The sequence below is a fragment of the Microcoleus sp. N9_A2 genome, from assembly GCF_036701775.1.
In the GTDB taxonomy this organism is placed as follows: Bacteria; Cyanobacteriota; Cyanobacteriia; order Cyanobacteriales; family Microcoleaceae; genus Microcoleus.
On record NZ_JAUBRH010000057.1, the window covers coordinates 1 to 20,319 of the forward strand.

The following is a 20,319-nucleotide window of genomic DNA, read 5'->3' on the forward strand; positions in this document are numbered from 1 at the left end:
AATTAATTACGACATTGAAAGAGAAGAAAAAGCCGTCGTAGAACGACGGGGCTTCAGACCCCGCTTTTTGGTGAAATCTGTCTTATTTTGGAGTCAACTTTCAGGTCGCGAACATCAAGTCTATCAAAAAATTGATAAAATTTCACCCATCAAAGTCAGAGTTTGCGCGCAAGTCTTGTCAGCGATCGCTCAGAACCCAGGCTAATACCATTTTTCTAAAGATGTGGTACAGATGAAGTCTTAGCCCCCCCGAAGTCGCGGGGGGGTTGGGGGGGTAATATCTAGCGCTACTTTATGAAATTGGCATAAGATGTCTTGCCGAAAAAGGTTGACAGTTGTCCATAACTCTACTTTGTATTTTTTTTACCCACAAACTTTTGTTACTCATCAATAAAAGCTATTTCCAGGATTTCTGACATCTTGTGGAGTATCTGGTAAAGCCAGCGCCGCCTTTTTGAATCAACAATCTCAATCTATTTAGCGACGAGAATGTCAAAAATCATCCCCTAATTATGCCACGCCTATCAACTAAGGAATGAAAATTTGCTCGTTACCAGGCTCTGCCTGGTAATGCAGATCCGGAGGCTCTGCCTCCTTTGAGGAAAGCAACTTACAGGAGAGAAGACTGTAGGAGGTGTTTAAGTTATTAAGTTTTCGATCCTAAGCTCCTATTCTCTGAAGTGATGTCGTCAAACCAGCTTTCTCTCAATTATTTTTAATTGCTTACAATTAGATTGTAAAAAATATTATATAAAACATTCAAGTCTCCCTTAGAAAATTATTGCTTCATAATTCTGTCTCAAAAATATGTTAAGAAAAATGTAATTAAATGAATATTGCGCCAGATAGAGCCACAATATTAGATATTAAATCTAAGAAGCTTCAGGCTTAACAAAAGCAGTAGGAATACGTAGGTATGACTAATATCACAAATCTTTTTCTCGGATATCACATTAACCAGCAAATATACTCAGGAAATCGAACTCTAGTTTATCGTGGCTTTCGGTGTTCCAATGGGCAGCCAGTCGCGATCAAACTGCTGCGAAATGACTTTCCCCGCTTCAATGAACTCGTTCACTTCCGCAACCAGTACATCATTGCTAAAAACTTAGAGATTCCTGGCAGTGTTAAGGCATACAGTCTGGAGACTTACCATAACCACTATGCTCTGGTGATGGAAGACTTTGGGGGAATTTCCTTAAGTAGCTACCTCGCTAGTCTAGTAGAAGCTAGCAAGGAACCAGTAGAAGGCTTGCCCGTTAACGAATTTCTTCCGATTGCAATTCAAATTGCCAACGCCCTTGACGGACTTTATCGCCACCACGTCATCCATAAAGACCTCAAACCCGCCAACATTCTGATTAACCCCACCAGCAAAGAAGTCAAGCTGATTGACTTCAGCATCGCCTCACTGCTACCTCGCGAAACCCAAGAAATCAACAATCCCAATGTCCTCGAAGGCACTTTACCCTACATATCTCCAGAACAAACTGGGCGGATGAATCGGGGCATTGATTACCGCACAGATTTCTACTCGCTAGGAGTAACATTCTACGAATTACTAACAGGAAAGTTACCATTTCAAACAGACGATGCAATGGATTTGGTACACTGTCACCTTGCCAAGCAACCTATCCCAGCCTCAATCGTCAACCAGAACGTTCCATTGGTGCTGTCTGAGATTGTCAGCAAACTGATGGCGAAGAATGCTGAAGCTCGCTATCAAAGTGCGATCGGACTAAAGTACGATTTGGAAACTTGTTTATCTCAGTGGAAAGAGACAGGGGAGCTGACTAACTTTAGCATAGGGGAGCGAGATTTGTGCGATCACTTCATCATCCCCGAAAAATTATACGGTAGAGAGACCGAAGTATTCTCCCTGCTATCGGCCTTCGAGCGCGTCAGTCAAGGCAGCACCGAAATGATCCTCGTTGCCGGTTTCTCCGGCATTGGCAAAACCGCTGTCGTCAACGAAGTTCACAAACCAATTGTCAGACAGCGAGGCTACTTTATAAAAGGTAAATTCGACCAATTCCAACGCACCCTACCCTTTAGTGCATTTGTCCAAGCTTTTCGCGATTTAATGGGACAACTGCTATCGGAAACAGATGCTAAAGTTGAGCAGTGGAAGTTAGAAATTTTGGCAGCTTTGGCCGATAGCGCTCAGGTAATCGTTGAAGTCATTCCCGAACTAGAACGGATTATCGGACAGCAAGCGCCAGTCGCAGAACTTTCTGGCAGTGCCGGTCAAAATCGCTTTAATTTGTTGTTGGAAAAATTCATTCAATTATTCACAACAAAAGAACATCCTTTAGTGATTTTTTTGGACGATTTGCAATGGGCAGACTCAGCATCGTTAAAATTAATTCAACTGCTGATGAGCGCTACCGATAACTGCTATCTCTTATTAATAGGAGCTTATCGGGATAACGAAGTATTTCCAGCGCATCCATTGATGCTGACGTTAGCAGAGATTCAAAAAACCGCAGCCAAGGTGAATACTATTACCTTAGCTCCCCTCGATCGAGCCGACGTAAATAGTTTAGTGGCCGATACTCTAGTTTGTTCTACACCGTTAGCTCTGCCTTTGACAGAACTCGTTTATCAGAAAACCCTAGGCAATCCATTTTTTAGCACACAATTCCTCAAATCTTTGCATGAAGATGGGCTAATTGAATTTAATTTTGTAGCTCGGTATTGGCAGTGCGATATTGCTCTAGTGCGAACCTTGGCACTAACGGATGATGTAGTAGAATTCATGGCACTTCAGTTGCGAAAGTTGCCAACCAGGACACAGGAAATTTTAAAGTTAGCTGCTTGTATTGGCAATCAGTTCGATTTGGCGACGTTAGCAATTGTTGATGAAAATTCGCCAGTAGAAACCGCAACAGCTCTATGGAAGGCACTGCAAGAAGGATTGATTTTACCTGTTAGCGAGGTTTACAAGTTTTATCAAACAGATGGAAATAGCGAATTAGTAATCGGTAATGGCAAAAAATCTGACCAATTACCAATTACCCACGACCAATTACCCAAATACAAGTTTTTACACGATCGCGTCCAACAAGCTGCCTATTCTCTCATTCCTGAAGAGCAAAAGCGATCTACGCACTTAAAAATCGGTCAACTGCTGTTAAAGAATACGCAAGAAGTGGAACGAGAAGAAAGAATTTTTGATATTGTCAACCACTTGAATGTGGGAGTTGAACTAATTACCCAGGAGGCACAACGGGAGCAACTAGCACGGTTGAATCTGGTTGCTGGAAAAAAAGCAAAAGCTGCTACCGCTTATACTGCAGCGGTTGAATATTTCAATATTGGTAGGGAATTACTGACAGAAAATTGTTGGTACAATCAATACGAACTAACCTTGGCATTGTCTACAAAAGCAGCAGAAGTGGCATATCTCAGCGGTGATTTTGACCAGATGGACAAATTAGCATCAGTCGTGGAAAACTGCGCCAAAACGCTGCTGGACAAAGTAAAAGTGTACGAAGTCCAAATTCAAGCTTATATAGCTCAAAACAAGTTACTAGAAGCAGTTAATACAACGCTACAAGTCTTAAAGGTGTTGGGAGTCGAATTTCCTTCTCAAGTGAAGCCGTCAGATATTGAGCAGGCACTAGGGGCAACTGCATCAATTTTGAACGGGAAGCGAATTGAGGATTTAATTGACCTGCCTCAAATGAGTAATCCCTATAAACTAGCAGCCATAAGACTTTTATCAATTATCTTTGCTCCTGCATATATAGCAGCCCCAGCACTGGTGCCCTTGACGGTGTGCAAACAAGTAGATTTATCCGTTCAATATGGTAATGCTTCCGTGTCTCCCTTTGCTTATGCCAATTATGGTCTTCTACTTTGCGGAGTTGTAGGAGATATTGATTCAGGTTATCAGTTCGGTCAATTGGCTTTAACTCTAGTGTCAAAGTTAAATGCTCAAGAAATTAAAGCCAAGACACTCCTCATAGTAAATATATTTATCCGACCTTGGAAAGATCATCTGAGAGAAACCTTAGAACCTTTACTGTCAGTTTACTCTAGCGGACTGGAGACAGGTGATTTAGAGTTTGCTGGCTATGGTCTACTAATGTACTCGTGTTTCAGTTACTTGAGTGGTAAAGAACTGACTATCCTTGAAAGAGAAATGGCAACTTACAGAGATGCTGTTGATAAAATCAAGCAAGAAACACCGCTTCATTATATAGAAACCTATTGGCAGGCGACATTAAATATGCTCGGCAAAAGTGAAAGTTCCTACATTTTAAAGGGTGAAGCCTGCGACGAGCAAATTACGTTACCATTGCACCAGCAAGCAAACGACAGATTGGGTGTTGCTTACATATATTGGAACAAAGTTTTACTTAGTTACTGGTTTGAAAATTACTTAAAAGCGATGGAAAATATTGCTTTAGTAGAAAATTATTTAGACGCAGTGATAGGATTACCTGCTGTTCCTATCTTCCATTTATACGATTCTCTAGTGAGGTTAGCGGTGTATTTGGATACTCCACAGTCAGAGCAACAGGGTATTCTTGACAGAGTACAAGCTAATCAAGAAAAAATGCAGAAATGGGCGTATCATGCCCCAATGAATTATCTGCACAAATTCTATCTAGTGGAGGCAGAACGGCATCGGGTTTTAAACCAAAAAGTAGAGGCGATCGAAATGTATGACAAGGCGATCGCCCTCGCCCAAGAAAACGAGTACATCAACGAAGAAGCTCTAGCCCACGAACTCGCCGCCAAATTTTATTTGGAATGGGGGAAAGAAAAACTGGCAAAACCCTATTTAATTGATGCTTACTATGCCTACGCTCGTTGGGGAGCAAAAGCAAAGATTGATTATCTAGAACAGCGCTATCCCAAATTGCTTGCTCCGATCCTGCAACAGGAGCGAAGTCGCCAGTATCCAAGCGAAACAATTCATACCTCCAGCAATAGTGAATCATCCCTATCTAACACGAATAGAACACTTATCGGTACCACTAGCTGCAGTTCGGAATTAGTAGATTTGCCGACAGTTATCAAAGCTTCTCAAGCTTTATCTAGCGAAATTAAACTCGATCAATTGCTCACTACCCTGATGCAAGTGGTGGTGAAGAATGCCGGAGCACAAACCGGAGCATTAATTTTGAATGAAGAGGGAAACTGGAAGATAAATGTCCACTGCACAAATCGTCAAGACTGCCTTCTGCAATCTATTCCGGTTGAGGAGAGCGAAGTAATTCCTCTAACCCTAATCAACTACGTCAAACGTACAAAAGAAACCCTAGTTTTTGATAATGGTAGCACTCAACCAAGATTTGCATCTGACCCCTACATTATCCAACAGCAATCTAAGAGTATCCTCTGCACTCCCATCCTTTATCAAGGCAAGATGATGGGGATTTTGTATCTGGAAAATAATCTAGCAACAGGAGTATTCACGCGCGATCGCGTCGCCATCCTCAACATCCTCTGCTCCCAAGCTGCAATTTCCTTACAAAACGCCCAATTGTATCAACAATCTCAGGATTATGCCCAAAAACTAGAGTCCTCTATCCACAATCTTCAACAGATGCAACTGCAATTGGTGCAGGGTGAGAAGATGTCTGCTCTCGGAAATTTAGTCGCAGGGGTAGCCCACGAAATTAACAATCCCGTAGGCTTTATCGCTGGCAATTTGCAACCCGCTCAAGAATACGTGGGGGATTTATTCCACTTGATTGACTTGTATCAAGAAAAATTTCCCGATCCGGGAGTGGAAATTGAATCAGAAATTGAGGAGATGGACTTGGAGTATTTGCGAGAAGATTTGCCGAAATTGATTAGCTCAATGAATGAGGGAGTCGATCGCATTCGCAATATCAGTACGAGTTTGAGAACGTTTTCGAGGGCGGATAGCGATCGACCAGTTTCTTTCAATATTCACGACGGACTCGAAAGCACTCTGCTGATTCTCAAGCACCGTTTAAAAGCGAGCGAGTTTCGCCCTGCTATTGAAGTTGTGAAAGAGTATGGTAACTTGCCCCTAGTAAAATGCTTTCCCGGACAGTTGAACCAGGTATTTATGAATGTGCTGGCTAATGCCATTGACGCTCTGGAGGAGTCAAATAAGGGGCGCAGTTTTAGTGAAATTAAAGTCCTACCTAATCAAATCACGGTTCAAACTGCTCTGAGCGAAGATAAAAATCAGGTTTTGATTCGGATTAAGGATAATGGAGTGGGGATGTCGAAGGAAGTCAAGGAAAACATCTTTAACCATTTATTTACAACTAAGGCTGTGGGTCAAGGAACTGGATTGGGATTGTCGATCGCCAACCACATTGTTGTGGAAAAACATGGAGGTATATTACTCGTTAATTCCTCATTGGGGCAGGGTTCGGAGTTTGTGATTTCTATTCCGGTATGAGCAGTTCGTGCTAGAATTTAACGCAATTAGCGCCGTTTAGGTAAGAAGAAATATAGGGATATTCCGGGTTTCTAGATACCTATAGCAATCCTAAATGACTCGTAAACTTTTTACCCTGCCCCAACCCTCCCCTTGCTAAGGAGAGGGAGTAAGAAATTCACAAATGATTTACGATTGCTATATTCGTTTAGGATTGAAATTGTGAGTTGTAAGTCAATACGGTTCACTTAACATTATGCCCCGGAGATCCCCCTAAATCCCCCTTAAGAAGGGGGACTTTGAGGGGATTCTTGTTCCCCCCTTTTTAAGAGGTGTGCCTGGGAGATCGTCTTAAGTAAATTGTATTGAGTTATAAGTTGTGATATCAATTCCGGTTGCACTCTTTATGATGTTAACAGTCAACAGTCAACAGTCAACAGTCAACAGTCAACAGTCAACAGTGAATTTACTATTCCGATGAAGAGAGGATTTGATATGAAATGTAATTTGTCTTATTGGCGTTCAATATTGTCAGTCTCGATATTACCTGTACTGGGGATCGCCCAGTCTTTGCTTTGGAATCAACCCGGAAGAGCGCAAGAGGCTTCGAGTGGGAGAACTTCTAGTTTTTCCTCCAATCCATTACACAATTTATTGCCCTCTTCCTTGTTCCTGAATCGTGAATTAACGGAGGTCAATTTGGCTCAATCTGTACCGCCAGTTGCCAGAATTAAACAAGGTCGCCAAGTGTCTCTCAACGGCCGGATTCTGCCCTTAGCTTGGACTGTGCAGCCAACAAACAGCACTTCGGCAAATTTCCGAACTTGGATTGCTGATGTTGGCTTGATGCAGAGTGCGGGAGTGGATTTGCTCAACACCGCCGACAGTAATAAACAACCGGTGCAGTGGTTTTCGGTATCTTTCACCGATGCTAAAAGTTTGACAGCCAGGGCAACAGGCCCGTATCGTTACTTGGATGTTACAGATTTTGCTAAACTTGCAGGCTGGCAGATATCTGCAGAGGGCAATGTTCTAAAAATTACTTCTCCAACTGCGAATATTACCGGCATTCGGCAAGCAGCGAGAGAATGGGGCGATCGCACAGTGATCGAGATCGATCGCCCCGCCCCGTGGCAAGTCAACTTCGTCGATACGCCGAGCCCGTCCCCAACAACCCCACCGCGAGACACTCCCGACGACCCCACAAAGCCTGCTATCCCGCAGCAGACAGCGCCCCCAGCCCGAAACCTCCAAACACCAGACGACCCGACTAAACCGGCGCTCTCGCAGCCGCTAGCGCCCTCTGCGCCGATCGCCACTCAAGAATGGTCGATCGCGATCGATGCTAAGATCGATCGCACTTCGATCGATCGCGCTTTTGCAACCAGCCCACAAGTGCGATCGTTAAAAATCGAACCTGCGGGGAATCAAACCAAAGTCAAGGTACAAATTCCATTAGGTTGGCGGCCACAAGTTTTCAGTTTAGGAAATCCCAATAGATTAGTAATCGACATTCGCCCGGATTCCCTAGTAGAAAAAAACATTCTTTGGGCTCCGGGCGTGCGGTGGCGGCAGCAATATCAAAATTTAGGAACCGCTCGTTTTCCCGTAGTTGGGTTAGAAATTAATCCCCGCCAATCCGGTGTCAAAATTAGACCGCTTTTGAGCAATCCGCCGACAGATCAAGGTACTGCACCTCTATTGCAAACAGCAGAACTTTCGGGAACTGCGGCTGCAATTAATGCCGGATTTTTCAATCGCATCAATCGATTAGCTTTAGGCGCGATTCGGCGGGAAAATAAATGGCTTTCCGGGCCAATTTTGAATCGGGGGGCGATCGCTTGGAACGATCGGGGCGAATTTGCGATCGATCGTTTGACTTTGCAAGAAACTTTGATAACTCCTGCAAATCAACGTTTGTCTGTTTCACAGTTAAATAGTGCCTACGTGACATCAGGAATCTGCCGCTACAATCCCGATTGGGGAAAAACTTATATTCCGTTTTCCGATAATGAAATAGTTGTGACAGTTGCGGGCGATAAAGTTGTCAGCCAATCTCCCGGAGGCGCGCAGGGAACAGCAAATTTCCCGATTCCAGCAAACGGTTATGTTTTGGCTTGGCGTTCCAATTTTTCCCCTGCTTCTCAATTAACTGCTGGCACTTTATTGCGTTTGGAAACTAACACAATTCCGGCAGATTTTAACCGTTTTCCTTACATTCTAGGCGGCGGGCCGGTGTTGGTACAAAACAGTCGAGTTGTTTTGGATGCTAAGGCGGAAGGGTTTAGCGATGCCTATGTTCGACAGACGGCGATTCGGAGTGCGATCGGGCGAACTGCTGCGGGGAATTTGCTGATTGTAGCGGTGCACAATCGCGCGGGCGGGGCGGGCCCAAATTTTGCGGAACTGGCGCAGATATTGCAGCAAATGGGTGCTGTGGAGGCTTTAAATTTGGATGGGGGAAGTTCGACGAGTTTGTATTTGGGAGGGAGTTTGCTCGATCGCCCGCCGTCTACTGCTGCGAGAGTCCACAATGCGATCGGCATTTTCATTCAACCTTAGATTGATCTAATTGTCGGGGCGGGTTCACCCTAATCTATGTTGAGCGATAAGATTGCATAAGTCTTCGATCGATCTAGAAACCGCAGATGTCAGGCAGATAAACACAGATTAACGCAGATAATTGAAGGATCGGAAAGCTTGGGAATGCAAGATGTCTAATCTAAATAAGCCCGCCCCCCAACAATTCGCAATCTCCCTCAAATTTATTTGAAACCTCTGGTTATTACTAGATTTGTAGTCAGCACTAAACTAAAGTTCTTAAAGCTGAGGTAATAAAAAAATGAAGTCCTGACTACAAACAAATACGATCGCCAGATTGGATTTTTGCAGAGCATCGCTCGGCCAGACTCTAAATCAGCCTTGTTGCCGGGAACAGCACCTTAAAACTGATAGACTTGTAGCAAAAGCCGATCGCCCGAAGCAAGCTGCATCACAGGAATAGTCGAAATAACAGGAATCATAGACAACGAAACTTGAGGAATGGGGAATGGGGAATGGGGAATGGGGCATGGGGCATTGGTAACTGGTAACTGGTAACTGGTAATTGTTACTAATGACTAATGACTAATGACTAATGACTAATGACTTCATAGCCGATTTGCGGGCGTTGGTCTAAAATCAATACAGTCCTCTGCTGACTTGCTTTCAGCAAGATTTAAGCATACTTACCCTGCAACCTTATAATAATCCTTGTGCCAGACACTGCCCAGAACCGCCCAGAGCTGGATCTGAAGACCATATTTCCCTTCGAGCTAGATAACTTTCAGAGAGAGGCGATCGCCGCCCTCGATGCAGGTAAATCCGTTGTCGTGTGCGCTCCCACAGGCTCAGGGAAAACGTTAATCGGGGAATACGCCATCCATCAAGCACTCTCCAGGGGGCGGCGCGTCTTCTACACCACTCCCCTCAAAGCTCTCTCCAACCAAAAGCTGCGCGACTTCCGCAGTCAATTTGGAGACGACAACGTAGGTTTGCTGACGGGTGACATCTCCTTCAATCGAGATGCCCCGATTTTGGTGATGACTACCGAAATATTTCGGAATATGCTCTACGGTACGCCGATCGGAGCAGTCGGTACTTCCCTCACCGGAGTCGAAACCGTGGTGCTTGACGAGTGTCACTACATGAACGATCGCCAGCGCGGTACCGTCTGGGAAGAATCCATCATCTACTGTTCCGGCGAAATTCAACTGCTCGCCCTCTCAGCAACCGTTGCCAATAGCGGGCAACTCACAGACTGGATTAACAAAGTCCACGGGCCCACAGAGCTCGTCTACTCAGACTTTCGGCCAGTGCCGCTGCAATTTCACTTCGCCAATCAAAAAGGGATATTTCCCCTGCTAGACGAGACTGGCAAAAGAGCTAATCTGCGGTTAATCCCCAAAAAGAAGGGGCAAAAAGTAGAAAGAGGTAGCATCCCCACTCCGAGTTTGACCGAAGTTTTGTCCCGGTTGGACGATCGAGATATGCTACCAGCAATTTACTTCATCTTCAGCCGTCGCGGGTGCGACCAAGCAGTCGCAGAAGTCGGCAATTTCTCCCTGGTTAACGAAGCCGAAACAGCCGAACTCAAACGCATCATTGACGATTTTTTACAGCGAAACCCAGAAGCAGAACGCTTAGGTCAAAAAGAAGCACTTTTAAAAGGCATCGCAGCCCACCACGCAGGCATTTTACCCGCTTGGAAAGGCTTAGTAGAAGAACTCTTTGGCAGAGGTTTGATTAAAGTCGTATTTGCCACCGAAACCCTAGCAGCCGGGATTAATATGCCCGCCCGCACCACAGTCATTTCCACCTTGTCCAAGCGCACCGACAAGGGACACCGACTGCTAAACGCTTCAGAATTCCTGCAAATGGCCGGTCGGGCGGGTCGCCGGGGCATGGACAAGCTGGGGCACGTCGTCGCAGTTCAGACGCGCTTTGAAGGCGCAAAAGAAGCCTCCTATTTGGCCACTGCCAAAGCCGACCCCCTCGCCAGTCAATTTACACCCAGCTACGGCATGGTGCTGAATTTGCTGCAAACTCACACTATCGATCAAGCTCAAGAGTTGGTAGAGCGGAGTTTTGGTCAATACCTGTCAACCTTGTACTTGCAGCCGCAGCAATCAGAATTAGACCGATTGCAAACAGAATTGGCGGTGCTTGAAGAGTCCCTGGCGGCCGGAGGTAATGTCTCTACCATGGAAAAACACCTCGCCCATTACGAAAAATTGCAGGGAAGGCTCAAAGAAGATAAACGTTTGCTGAAAACTCTATTGCAGCAAGCTGAAGAAGCCAGATTTAAGGAGATGTCCGTAGCTGTGGCTTTTGCAGTGCTCGGAACGGTTCTGAGTCTCAAGGGCAAGCACGTTCCGACAGCAAAACGATCGCACACAACTCCCGTGCCCGCCGTATTAGTTGCCAAAATCGCAGGTTCCGGCCAAGCACCAAATTTGGTGTGCTTGGGCAAAGATAACCGCTGGTATATCGTCGCCATTAGCGATGTCGCTACCCTGCACGCCGAATTACCCCGCTTGAGCGTTGCAGATACCTTGAACCCGCCGTCGGAAATGCCCCTGAGACTCGGCCAGTGCCGCTTGGGAACTGAAGAAACTGCTTCAATTGCCAAATCGATCCCAGAATTGCCCGTACCGGAACCGAGCCCAGAGGCGATCGAGCAACAGCAAAAAATCGCAGCCGTAGAAGCTAAACTAGAAACTCACCCGGTTCTAGAATGGGGCAATCCCGGTACTTTGCTCAAACGCCAGCGCCGCCGGGAGGAATTCAAAAAAGAAATCCGCAAAAGCGAACAAGACTTAGAAAAGCAGCGAGCTCGCTACTGGGAGCAATTTCTCAACTTAATCGACATCTTGCTAAATTTTGGCTGTTTGGAAAGAGTAGTTTCGGCAAATGTAAACCGAGATGACTCCTCCGACAGGTTGGTACCCACAATCTTAGGCCAAGCTTGCGCCGCCATTCGCGGCGATAACGAACTGTGGCTGGGTTTGTCCCTGATGTCTGCCGAGTTTGACGAACTCGACCCCCACCACCTCGCTGCTGCTTGCGCGGCCTTAGTTACAGAAGTTTCCAGGCCCGACAGTTGGACTCACTACTCGCTGTCGCCAGAAGTTTTGGCACCTTTGGACAACCTGCAAAAAGGCTTGCGGCGCCGATTGTTTCAAGTGCAGTACCGCCACGAAGCTGCGATCCCAATTTGGCTGGAACGGGATTTAGTGACTTTGGTGGAACAGTGGGCTCTGGGTGTGGAATGGCTGGAACTGATTAGCCATACGAGTTTGGATGAAGGGGATGTGGTGCGGATTTTGCGCCGGACTTTGGATTTCTTGTCTCAGATTCCTCATGTTCCTCATGTTTCGGATTCTTTGCGGAGGAATGCTTTTCGGGCGATGCAGTTGATCGATCGATTCCCGGTGAATGAAGCTGCAACGCCAGAAAATAGTTGACTGTTGACTGTTGACTGTTGGCTGTTGGCTGTTGACATTTGGCTGTAAGCTGTGCGGCATCTAAATTGTATTTTTGGTTTTTCAACCCAAATGCACCCAGGTTTTAATCTAAAATTGTTTTCGGTTGCATCTCATATGTTGCACCATTCTCAATTAGCCTTTTAGGAACAGGCAAGATGCCTGTTCCACAAGAAAAATTATCTTTTGTGGAACGGGCATCTTGCCCGTTCTTGAGAATGGTGCAAGATGTGAGTTGCATCGGTATTGTTCAAATGTCCAAACAGTCAACAGTCAACAGTCAACAGTCAACAGTCAACAGCCAACAGTCAACACTCATGAGGAATACACCCAGATTTTAATCTAAAATCCAAAATCCAAAATCTAAAATCGATAGATCGCATATTTTCCTGATTCAGGTTGCAGAACAGGATAAAAAATTGTATGGTGCGGATCGATAGCTCGAAATTGTTATTGAAATTTTATATAGCGGTGTGGTGGATAATTATCGTGTCAATGCAACAAATTAAACAAATCGCTCGAATGAATGAAGCCTGCTCCCAGGTTCAAAAAATTCGCTTTTTCACTTTCTTACAAAAAGTATTAATTGGAACTCTAGCGAGTACATTACTCAATCTCTTCATCATATTTCCCTCTCCGAGTTTCGCAGAAGTAGTTCTGGGCGTTGTTCGCAGTTCCGAGAATTCTCCCGATTGGGTGAAGATTACCACGCGCCTCTGGGAAAGCGGCATTGCTTACAAACCAATCAATCTCGAAGAAATCAAAAATGTGGCGGATTTAGCAGGCGTAAACGTGCTGTTTTTGCCCAATATTGAAACTTTGACTCCGGCACAAATTAAAGTTTTAGAAGCTTGGGCCTCCCAGGGCGGCCGCTTGATTGCTTCGGGCCCAGTCGGCCGCAGTTCGCCGGCCTTGGTGCGCCAATCTTTACGATCGCTCCTAGGGGCCTATTGGGCTTTTCCGTTAACCCAGCCGGCGAGCCCGCAACCGCGCAACCGCTGTCGGGATCTGGCTTGCACTACTTCTAGCAGTTGGGTGCCACCAGAACAAAAAAATGCCTCAGTCCAAGGCGGTGTCTTGATTCCTGCTGATGCAAACAGTCAAACTATTGCTACTTGGAAAGATAGTTCCGGTTCCTCCGCAGCCATCGCCACGGATCGCGCTACCTATCTCGGCTGGCGCTGGGGTAGCGACGGTTCGGCAAATGTAGATAAGGCTTGGCTGCAAGCCTCGATCGCCCGCTGGGGAGGCACAATCGCTTCTGGGCCTGTAGTGCCGCCTACTGCTGCTGCGACCCCACTGCCAACTCCCCCCTCCAGAGTCACTAGCAATAGCCCTATTTCGCCGCGTAGTACCCCGCTGAGCCGACTTTCTCCATCTCCATCGCTTCCCGATTCAGTACCTGCAACTTTTACAGACCCTTCGGATCAGTCGGCGCAGCCTGGTTTGGACGTGCAGGCAAATTCCAATAAGCCGATCGTCAGCATTGAAGCGTACTTGATGCGCCAAGAACTCACTAACCTCCTCGGCCGGTTTGAAAGCGCCCTGACAGCATCTAATTCAGCCAATACCGCCATCAATCTCAATGCTGCTACCTCCCCTCAACTGGTGGCTGCAGAACAGGGCGGAGGCGGCCCGGCAGCCAGCCGCCCCCCTGTTATGCAAGCGCTCAGGAAGGGGGCGATCGCCCAAGCACGGCAGGTTTTGCAAACTTTTGACCAACTCCTGCAAGAGCAAAACTACGCGGAGGCTAGAAAGCAGTGGGTGGAAGCGCGGCAGTTGCTGTGGCAAAATTACCCGAAGGAAGGACAGCGCGTTGGGGCGGAAATTCGGGCGGTTTGGCTCGATCGCGGTACGATCGTCGCAGCACGATCTGAACAAGGTTTGGCTGCAGTGTTCGATCGACTCGCAGCCGCCGGTATCAATACCGTTTTCTTTGAAACTTTGAATGCCGGATATCCGATTTATCCCAGTCAAGTTGCACCGCACCAAAATCCCCTAACAGTTGGCTGGGATCCACTGGCATCTGCGGTTAAATTAGCTCACGAGCGAGGCATGGAACTGCACGCTTGGGTTTGGATTTTTGCCACAGGAAATAAGCGCCACAATACTTTAGTTGGCCAACCTAGTTCTTATTCAGGCCCGGTGCTTTCCGCTCATCCACAGTGGGCAAATATTGACAACAAAGGACGCATACAAAATCCTAACGATGGTAAATTTTATATCGATCCTGCGAACCCGGAAGCGCGTAATTATTTGCTACGAATTGTCAGCGAAATTGCTAATAACTACAAAGTAGATGGGGTGCAATTAGACTATATTCGCTATCCTTTTCAAGATGATAATGCGAATTTTACTTACGGTTACGGTATTGCTGCGAGGCAGCAATTTAGGCAGTTAACTGGTGCAGATCCGGTGAATATTTCCCCCAGGGACGGCAGTTTGTGGCGGCAGTGGGTTGAGTTTAAAACTAATCAAATTAATACTTTTGTCGCTGAAGTTTCTCAGCTTTTGCGGCAGAATTATCCGCGCACAATTCTGTCGGTGGCGGTGTTTCCGCACCCGGAAAGTCAGCGGATTTACAAAATTCAGCAAAATTGGGAAGTTTGGGCTCGTCAAGGCATTGTAGATTTGATTGTGCCGATGACTTATGCTTTGGATACGAACCGACTTCAGCGCATCACCGAACCGTTGCTAAAGGAACAAATGCTCGGTTCGGCTTTGATTTCTCCGTCGGTTAAGTTGTTGACTCTCCCGGAAGTTGTGGCGATCGACCAAATTCAAGCTTTGCGCGATTTGCCGACAGGGGGCTATGCTATTTTTGCCGTGGAAAGTATCAGCAGCGGGATGCAGGGGTTTTTTAACCGCACTCAAGGCTCGCCAGTGCGTTCCACTTCTGCTGCGGAGCCGATTCCTTACCGACAGCCGTTTGCGGCGGCGGCTTCGCGGTATACTGCTCTCAAGCAGGAATGGAGTTTTTTGTTGGCTAACAATCAGTTGCGGATGTCGGAATCTGAACTGAAAGTTTTGCAAAGTCGATCGGATGAATTGGCGCAAGCTTTGAGCAAATTGGCGGCCAATCCTTCAACGGAAAGTTTAGCAAATACTAAAAGATTGTTAAGGAGTTTTCAATCTCAATTTCAATCTTCGATGCGCTTGCATTCTGCTGAAAATAGCTATCAAGTTCAAACTTGGCAAAATCGTTTGGAGAGTTTGGATATGCTGTTACGTTACGGCGAAAGGATGGAGTTGAATCGCAGGTAATATCTGTTAGCATCGGAATTATTCCTATCTCTATTCTCTTTATCTGCGTGAATCAGCGTCAATCCCTTGTCATCTGCGGTGAAAAAATTCTCTTGTTTGACCGCAGATACAGGCAGATTAACACAAATTAACGCAGATGAATTAGATGGATTTCGGTTAATTGCACCATCTGTGATTGTTGACCCTTCGGCTTCGCTCATGGCAGCGCTGTTGACTGAATTTTACTATTCCGATGCTACCGGAATTGATATAAATACAGATTTTTTGGGGGAGTTATTGTTAGCTACTTTTTGTTTAAACTGAGATGTTACACTATTCTCAATAACCCTGATCTGGGCGGGCAGGATGCCCACCCCACAAGAAAATGTAGTTGTTGTGGAACAGGCATCTTGCCTGTGAAGCCAAGAGTGAGTGTGATATTGTGGGTCGTTGCTCTTCTAGCCCACCCGTCCCAGACTTATCGAGAATGGTGCAATAAATCAGATGATTTCGACTTAGGTCGATCGCGCCCAACGATCTGTATCAGTAGTTACGAAAAAACTCTGATTAGAAATACGCTATTTTGATTTAAATTGCTCCACGGTACTGTCGTCAGTAAACTACAGCATCAGGAGAAAAGGAAGGGCAAAGGGAACATAATTTACACTCAAAACTTCCAACAGTTACCAATGCCCAATTCCCAATGCCCAATTCCCAATTCCTCTTAGGATAAATATGTTTCCTAAACCCCTCAATCGTTTGGCTACAAAATTTATCGGCAAAGCTCCATTACAAACGGTGCTAGTAATTCCTTTTTTAGTGCAAATTGTCGGCACAGTAGGAGTTGTAGGTTGGCTATCTTTCCAAAACGGTCAGCGGGCAGTCAACGATGTTGCCGCTCAGTTGCGAGGAGAAATTAGCGATCGCATCAAAGACCGCATGGAAAACTATATGTCAATTCCCCACATTGTCAATCACCTCAATGTTCAAGGCATAAAATTGGGGCAGTTGAACCTTGAAGACAAACAAAAACTAGAACTTCATTTCCTCGAACAAATTCAATATTTTGATACAATCAGCATCATTTACGTAGCCACAGAAAATGGAGAACACTCGGGAGCAATCCGCACTAAAAATCGGATTCTCATCTCTGCTGCTGACCAATCTACTGGCAATAAATTAGGTCGATATACTGGTGACTCTCAAGGAAGCCGCGTTAAATTAGTAGAAATATCCACCAATATTTACGACCCGCGAATTCGTCCCTGGTACATAGCAGCGGCGCTAGCAAAAAAAACGATCTGGACTCCAATTTATACAGACTTTTTAACAAGAGAGCTAGCAATTACTGCTGCTATGCCTATCTACAACGACGCTGGAAAACTGTTAGGAATAGCTGGCAGCGATTTGCTATTTTCCAAAATCAAAGAATTTCTCGTCAGCCTCAAAATTGGTAAATCTGGGCAAACTTTTGTGATGGAGCGATCGGGGATGTTAATTGCCACTTCTACAGCGGGCCAAGAATTCGCAGTGGAAGGTAAAGAAGCAAAACGCATCAAAGCTTCAGAAAGCAAAAATACCGTAATTCGTCAAACTGCACAATATTTAGATAAATCCTACGAAAGCTTAGCTAAAATCAATAATTCTCAACAACTTACTTTTGATATTGACGGGAAGCGCAATTTTATGGAGGTAACTCCTTTTAAAGACGATCGGGGGTTGGATTGGCTGATTGTGGTAGTTGTGCCAGAGTCCGACTTTATGGAGCAAATTAATGCCAATACCCGCACGACTGTTTTGCTGTCAGTTGCAGCTTTGATCGGGGCGACAATTCTGGGAATTATTACTGCTAAATGGGTGGTGCGGCCGATTTTACAATTAAATGCAGCGGCGAAAGCTTTAGCCAAGAATGAATGGGATACAAAGCTCGCTCTGAATCGGGAAGATGAACTCGGAGAACTTGCGGCTGCTTTTAACAGCATGGCAGAGCAATTGCAGCACTCATTTACTTCGATCTCGGAAAACGAAAACCGAGTCAAACAATTTCTAAATGCAGTACCGCTCGGCATTTTTATTGCCGAGCCAAACGGTCAACCTCACTACATTAATCCGACAGGAGAGCAACTTTTAGGTCAAGGAATTATAGCAGCAAATTCGGAAAATTTGCGAAAATCCTACCGAGTTTATTTAGCTAGCACTCAGGAAATTTACCCGGCGGAGCGCGACCCAATTTTAAATGCTTTCCAGGGCAAAAGTGTAACTGTTGATGACATTGAAATCTCCTCGACTGACAAAACTGTTCCCCTGCAAGTTTGGGGAACTCCTATTTATGACGCTCAAGGAAATATTATCTACGGGATGTGCGCTTTTCAAGATATTACAGAACGCAAACTAGCGGAGAAAGTATTAAAGGAATACAACGACATTTTAGCAGTGCAAGTTGCAGAACGTACCGCAGATCTTGCCAAGGCAAAAGAAAAGTTTTCTAAAGCTTTTCGTTTAAGTCCTAATGCAATTACCCTGACTAGAATCAGCGATGGTCGCCACATAGAAGCCAATGAGAGCTTTTGTCGGATGATGGGGTACAGTCACCAAGAAATTATTGGAAAAACAGCGGTAGAGCTCAATTTTTGGGCGAGTTTGGGAGAGCGCGATCGCATGATTCAAATGTTAAAAAATAAGACGGCAATTCACAATTATGAGCTGAGGTTTCGCAATAAAAATGGTACAGAAAGAACCGCCCTGCTGTCGATAGAAACCATCGATATTGACGGAGAAGCTTGTTTTTTGTCGATTTCTAGCGATATTACCGAGCGCCAAAAAGCAGAAACAGCCCTCCGGGAAGCAGAAGAAAAGTATCGCAACATTTATGAAAACGCTTTAAACGGCATTTTTCAGACTGCTGCTGACGGGAAATACATCAGCGCTAACCCCGCTTTAGCTAACATCTACGGTTACGACTCGCCAGCAGATTTAATAGCAGCACAGCCGAATTTCCATAACCAGCTTTACGTAAAACCAAACCGCCGCGACGAATTTGCAGCGCTGATGAACGAGTACGGGATACTATCAAACTTTGAATCGGAAATTTACCGCAAAGATGGCAGCATAATCTGGATTTCGGAAAATTGTCGCGCTGTCTGCGATGAAGCAGGAAATCTACTTTACTACGAAGGTTTTATTAAAGACATTACTGATCACAAACAAGCGGAAATCAAAATGCAGCAGGCGAAAGAAGCGGCCGAAGCAGCAAACAAAGCGAAGAGTACCTTTCTCGCCAATATGAGCCACGAATTGCGATCGCCCCTGAACGCAGTCATCGGCTTTGCTCAAGTCATGATCCGCAGTAAAACGTTGTCTCAGGAAAATCAAGAAGATGTCGGAATTATCCTGCGGAGTGGCGAACATTTACTGGCTTTAATTAACCAAGTTTTAGACTTGTCAAAAATCGAAGCTGGACGCACGACGATTAATGAAAAAAGCTTCGATTTATACCAACTAATCGACGATTTAGAAGATATGTTTGCTCTCAAAGCTGAGCAAAAAGGTTTGCAATTGATCTTCGACAGAGACGCCGAAGTTCCCCATTACATTTGTACTGATGAAGTTAAATTGCGGCAAGTCTTAATTAATTTGCTCAATAATGCAATTAAATTTACTTCAGAAGGGGGAGTGTCGGTGCAAGTCAAAGGAGGAAAGCGGAACATACATAAAAACAGCACTGACCAATTGCCCGGCCGCTACTGGCTACATTTTGAAGTTCAAGATACTGGTGCAGGCATTGCTGCTGAAGAAATCCATCAGTTGTTTGAAGCATTCGTGCAGACGAAAACAGGTAAAGATTCTCAGGAAGGAACGGGTTTAGGTTTAGCTATTAGCCGCCAATTCGTGCAATTAATGGGAGGTGAATTTACTGTTAGCAGCGAGATCGGAAAGGGTGCAGTATTTCAGTTTGACATCCAAGTTCATCTAGTTGAAGCTGCTGATATTGAAAGCAAAAAAACTCAACGTCGAGTTGTTGCCTTGGAACCAAATCAACCGAGTTATCGCTTGCTAATTGTGGACGACAAACCTTTGAACCGCCAACTGTTAGTAAAACTTCTCAGTCCACTCGGATTTGAGTTGAGAGAAGCGAATAATGGTCAAGAAGCGGTTGATATTTTTATGGAGTGGGAACCGCATCTGATTTGGATGGACATGAGAATGCCCGTGATGGACGGCTATGAAGCAACGAAACAGATTAAAACTACAACTGGCGGGCAAGCAACGGCGATTGTGGCCCTAACTGCTAGCGTTTTGGAGGAAGAACGGGCGGTGATTCTTTCGGCGGGTTGCGATGATTTTATGCGGAAACCGTTCCGAGAGGAGGATATCTTTGTGGCAATGGGAAAACATTTAGGAGTACGCTATATTTATGAAGCTCCAAGCGCCGTAAGTGCCACAGGTGTAGAGGAGTCAAGTCAGGAGGTGCTGACACCAGAGGCCTTTGCTTCTCTTTCTCCAGACTGGATGGCCCAATTCAAGCAAAATATTTTGAGTGTGGACATGGAGGCGATCGAAGTTGCGATCGCCCAAATCGGCACTGTCAATCCCTCTCTTGCGGGCAAGCTTCAAGATTGCATTAATAATTTTGAATATGACAGAATTTTGAACATAATCGAACTTAGCAAAAAACAGTAA

General features: G+C 45.4%; 8 protein-coding genes. All 8 read left to right on the plus strand.

Going from position 1 to position 20,319, the window contains the following annotated elements; genetic code table 11:
• The coding region (locus tag QUA44_RS24405) for a hypothetical protein (protein WP_333255205.1) at positions 1-205 on the plus strand (205 nt) is incomplete at its 5' end.
• A gap of 711 nt (positions 206-916) precedes the next feature.
• Entirely contained in the window at positions 917-6,394 is a 5,478-nt protein-coding gene (locus QUA44_RS24410; protein WP_333255203.1) for an AAA family ATPase, read from the plus strand.
• A 678-nt stretch (positions 6,395-7,072) separates the two neighbouring features.
• On the plus strand, positions 7,073-8,935 hold the full coding sequence (locus tag QUA44_RS24415; protein ID WP_333255201.1) for a phosphodiester glycosidase family protein: 1,863 nt from the start codon (positions 7,073-7,075) through the stop codon (positions 8,933-8,935).
• A gap of 692 nt (positions 8,936-9,627) precedes the next feature.
• Positions 9,628-12,378 (plus strand): DEAD/DEAH box helicase, encoded by a 2,751-nt coding sequence (locus QUA44_RS24420; protein ID WP_333255199.1) that lies wholly within the window; start codon positions 9,628-9,630, stop codon positions 12,376-12,378.
• 176 nt (positions 12,379-12,554) lie between these two features.
• Entirely contained in the window at positions 12,555-12,737 is a 183-nt protein-coding gene (locus QUA44_RS24425; RefSeq protein ID WP_333255197.1) for a hypothetical protein, read from the plus strand.
• A 181-nt stretch (positions 12,738-12,918) separates the two neighbouring features.
• On the plus strand, positions 12,919-15,660 hold the full coding sequence (locus tag QUA44_RS24430; RefSeq protein ID WP_333255195.1) for a family 10 glycosylhydrolase: 2,742 nt from the start codon (positions 12,919-12,921) through the stop codon (positions 15,658-15,660).
• Positions 15,661-15,756: 96 nt separating this feature from the next.
• The gene (locus QUA44_RS24435) at positions 15,757-15,963 is read left to right on the plus strand and encodes a hypothetical protein (protein WP_333255193.1); all 207 of its coding nucleotides are present in this window, start codon (positions 15,757-15,759) and stop codon (positions 15,961-15,963) included.
• A 411-nt stretch (positions 15,964-16,374) separates the two neighbouring features.
• A complete protein-coding gene (locus tag QUA44_RS24440; protein WP_333255191.1) occupies positions 16,375-20,319 on the plus strand; it encodes a PAS domain S-box protein in 3,945 nt (1,314 codons plus the stop codon).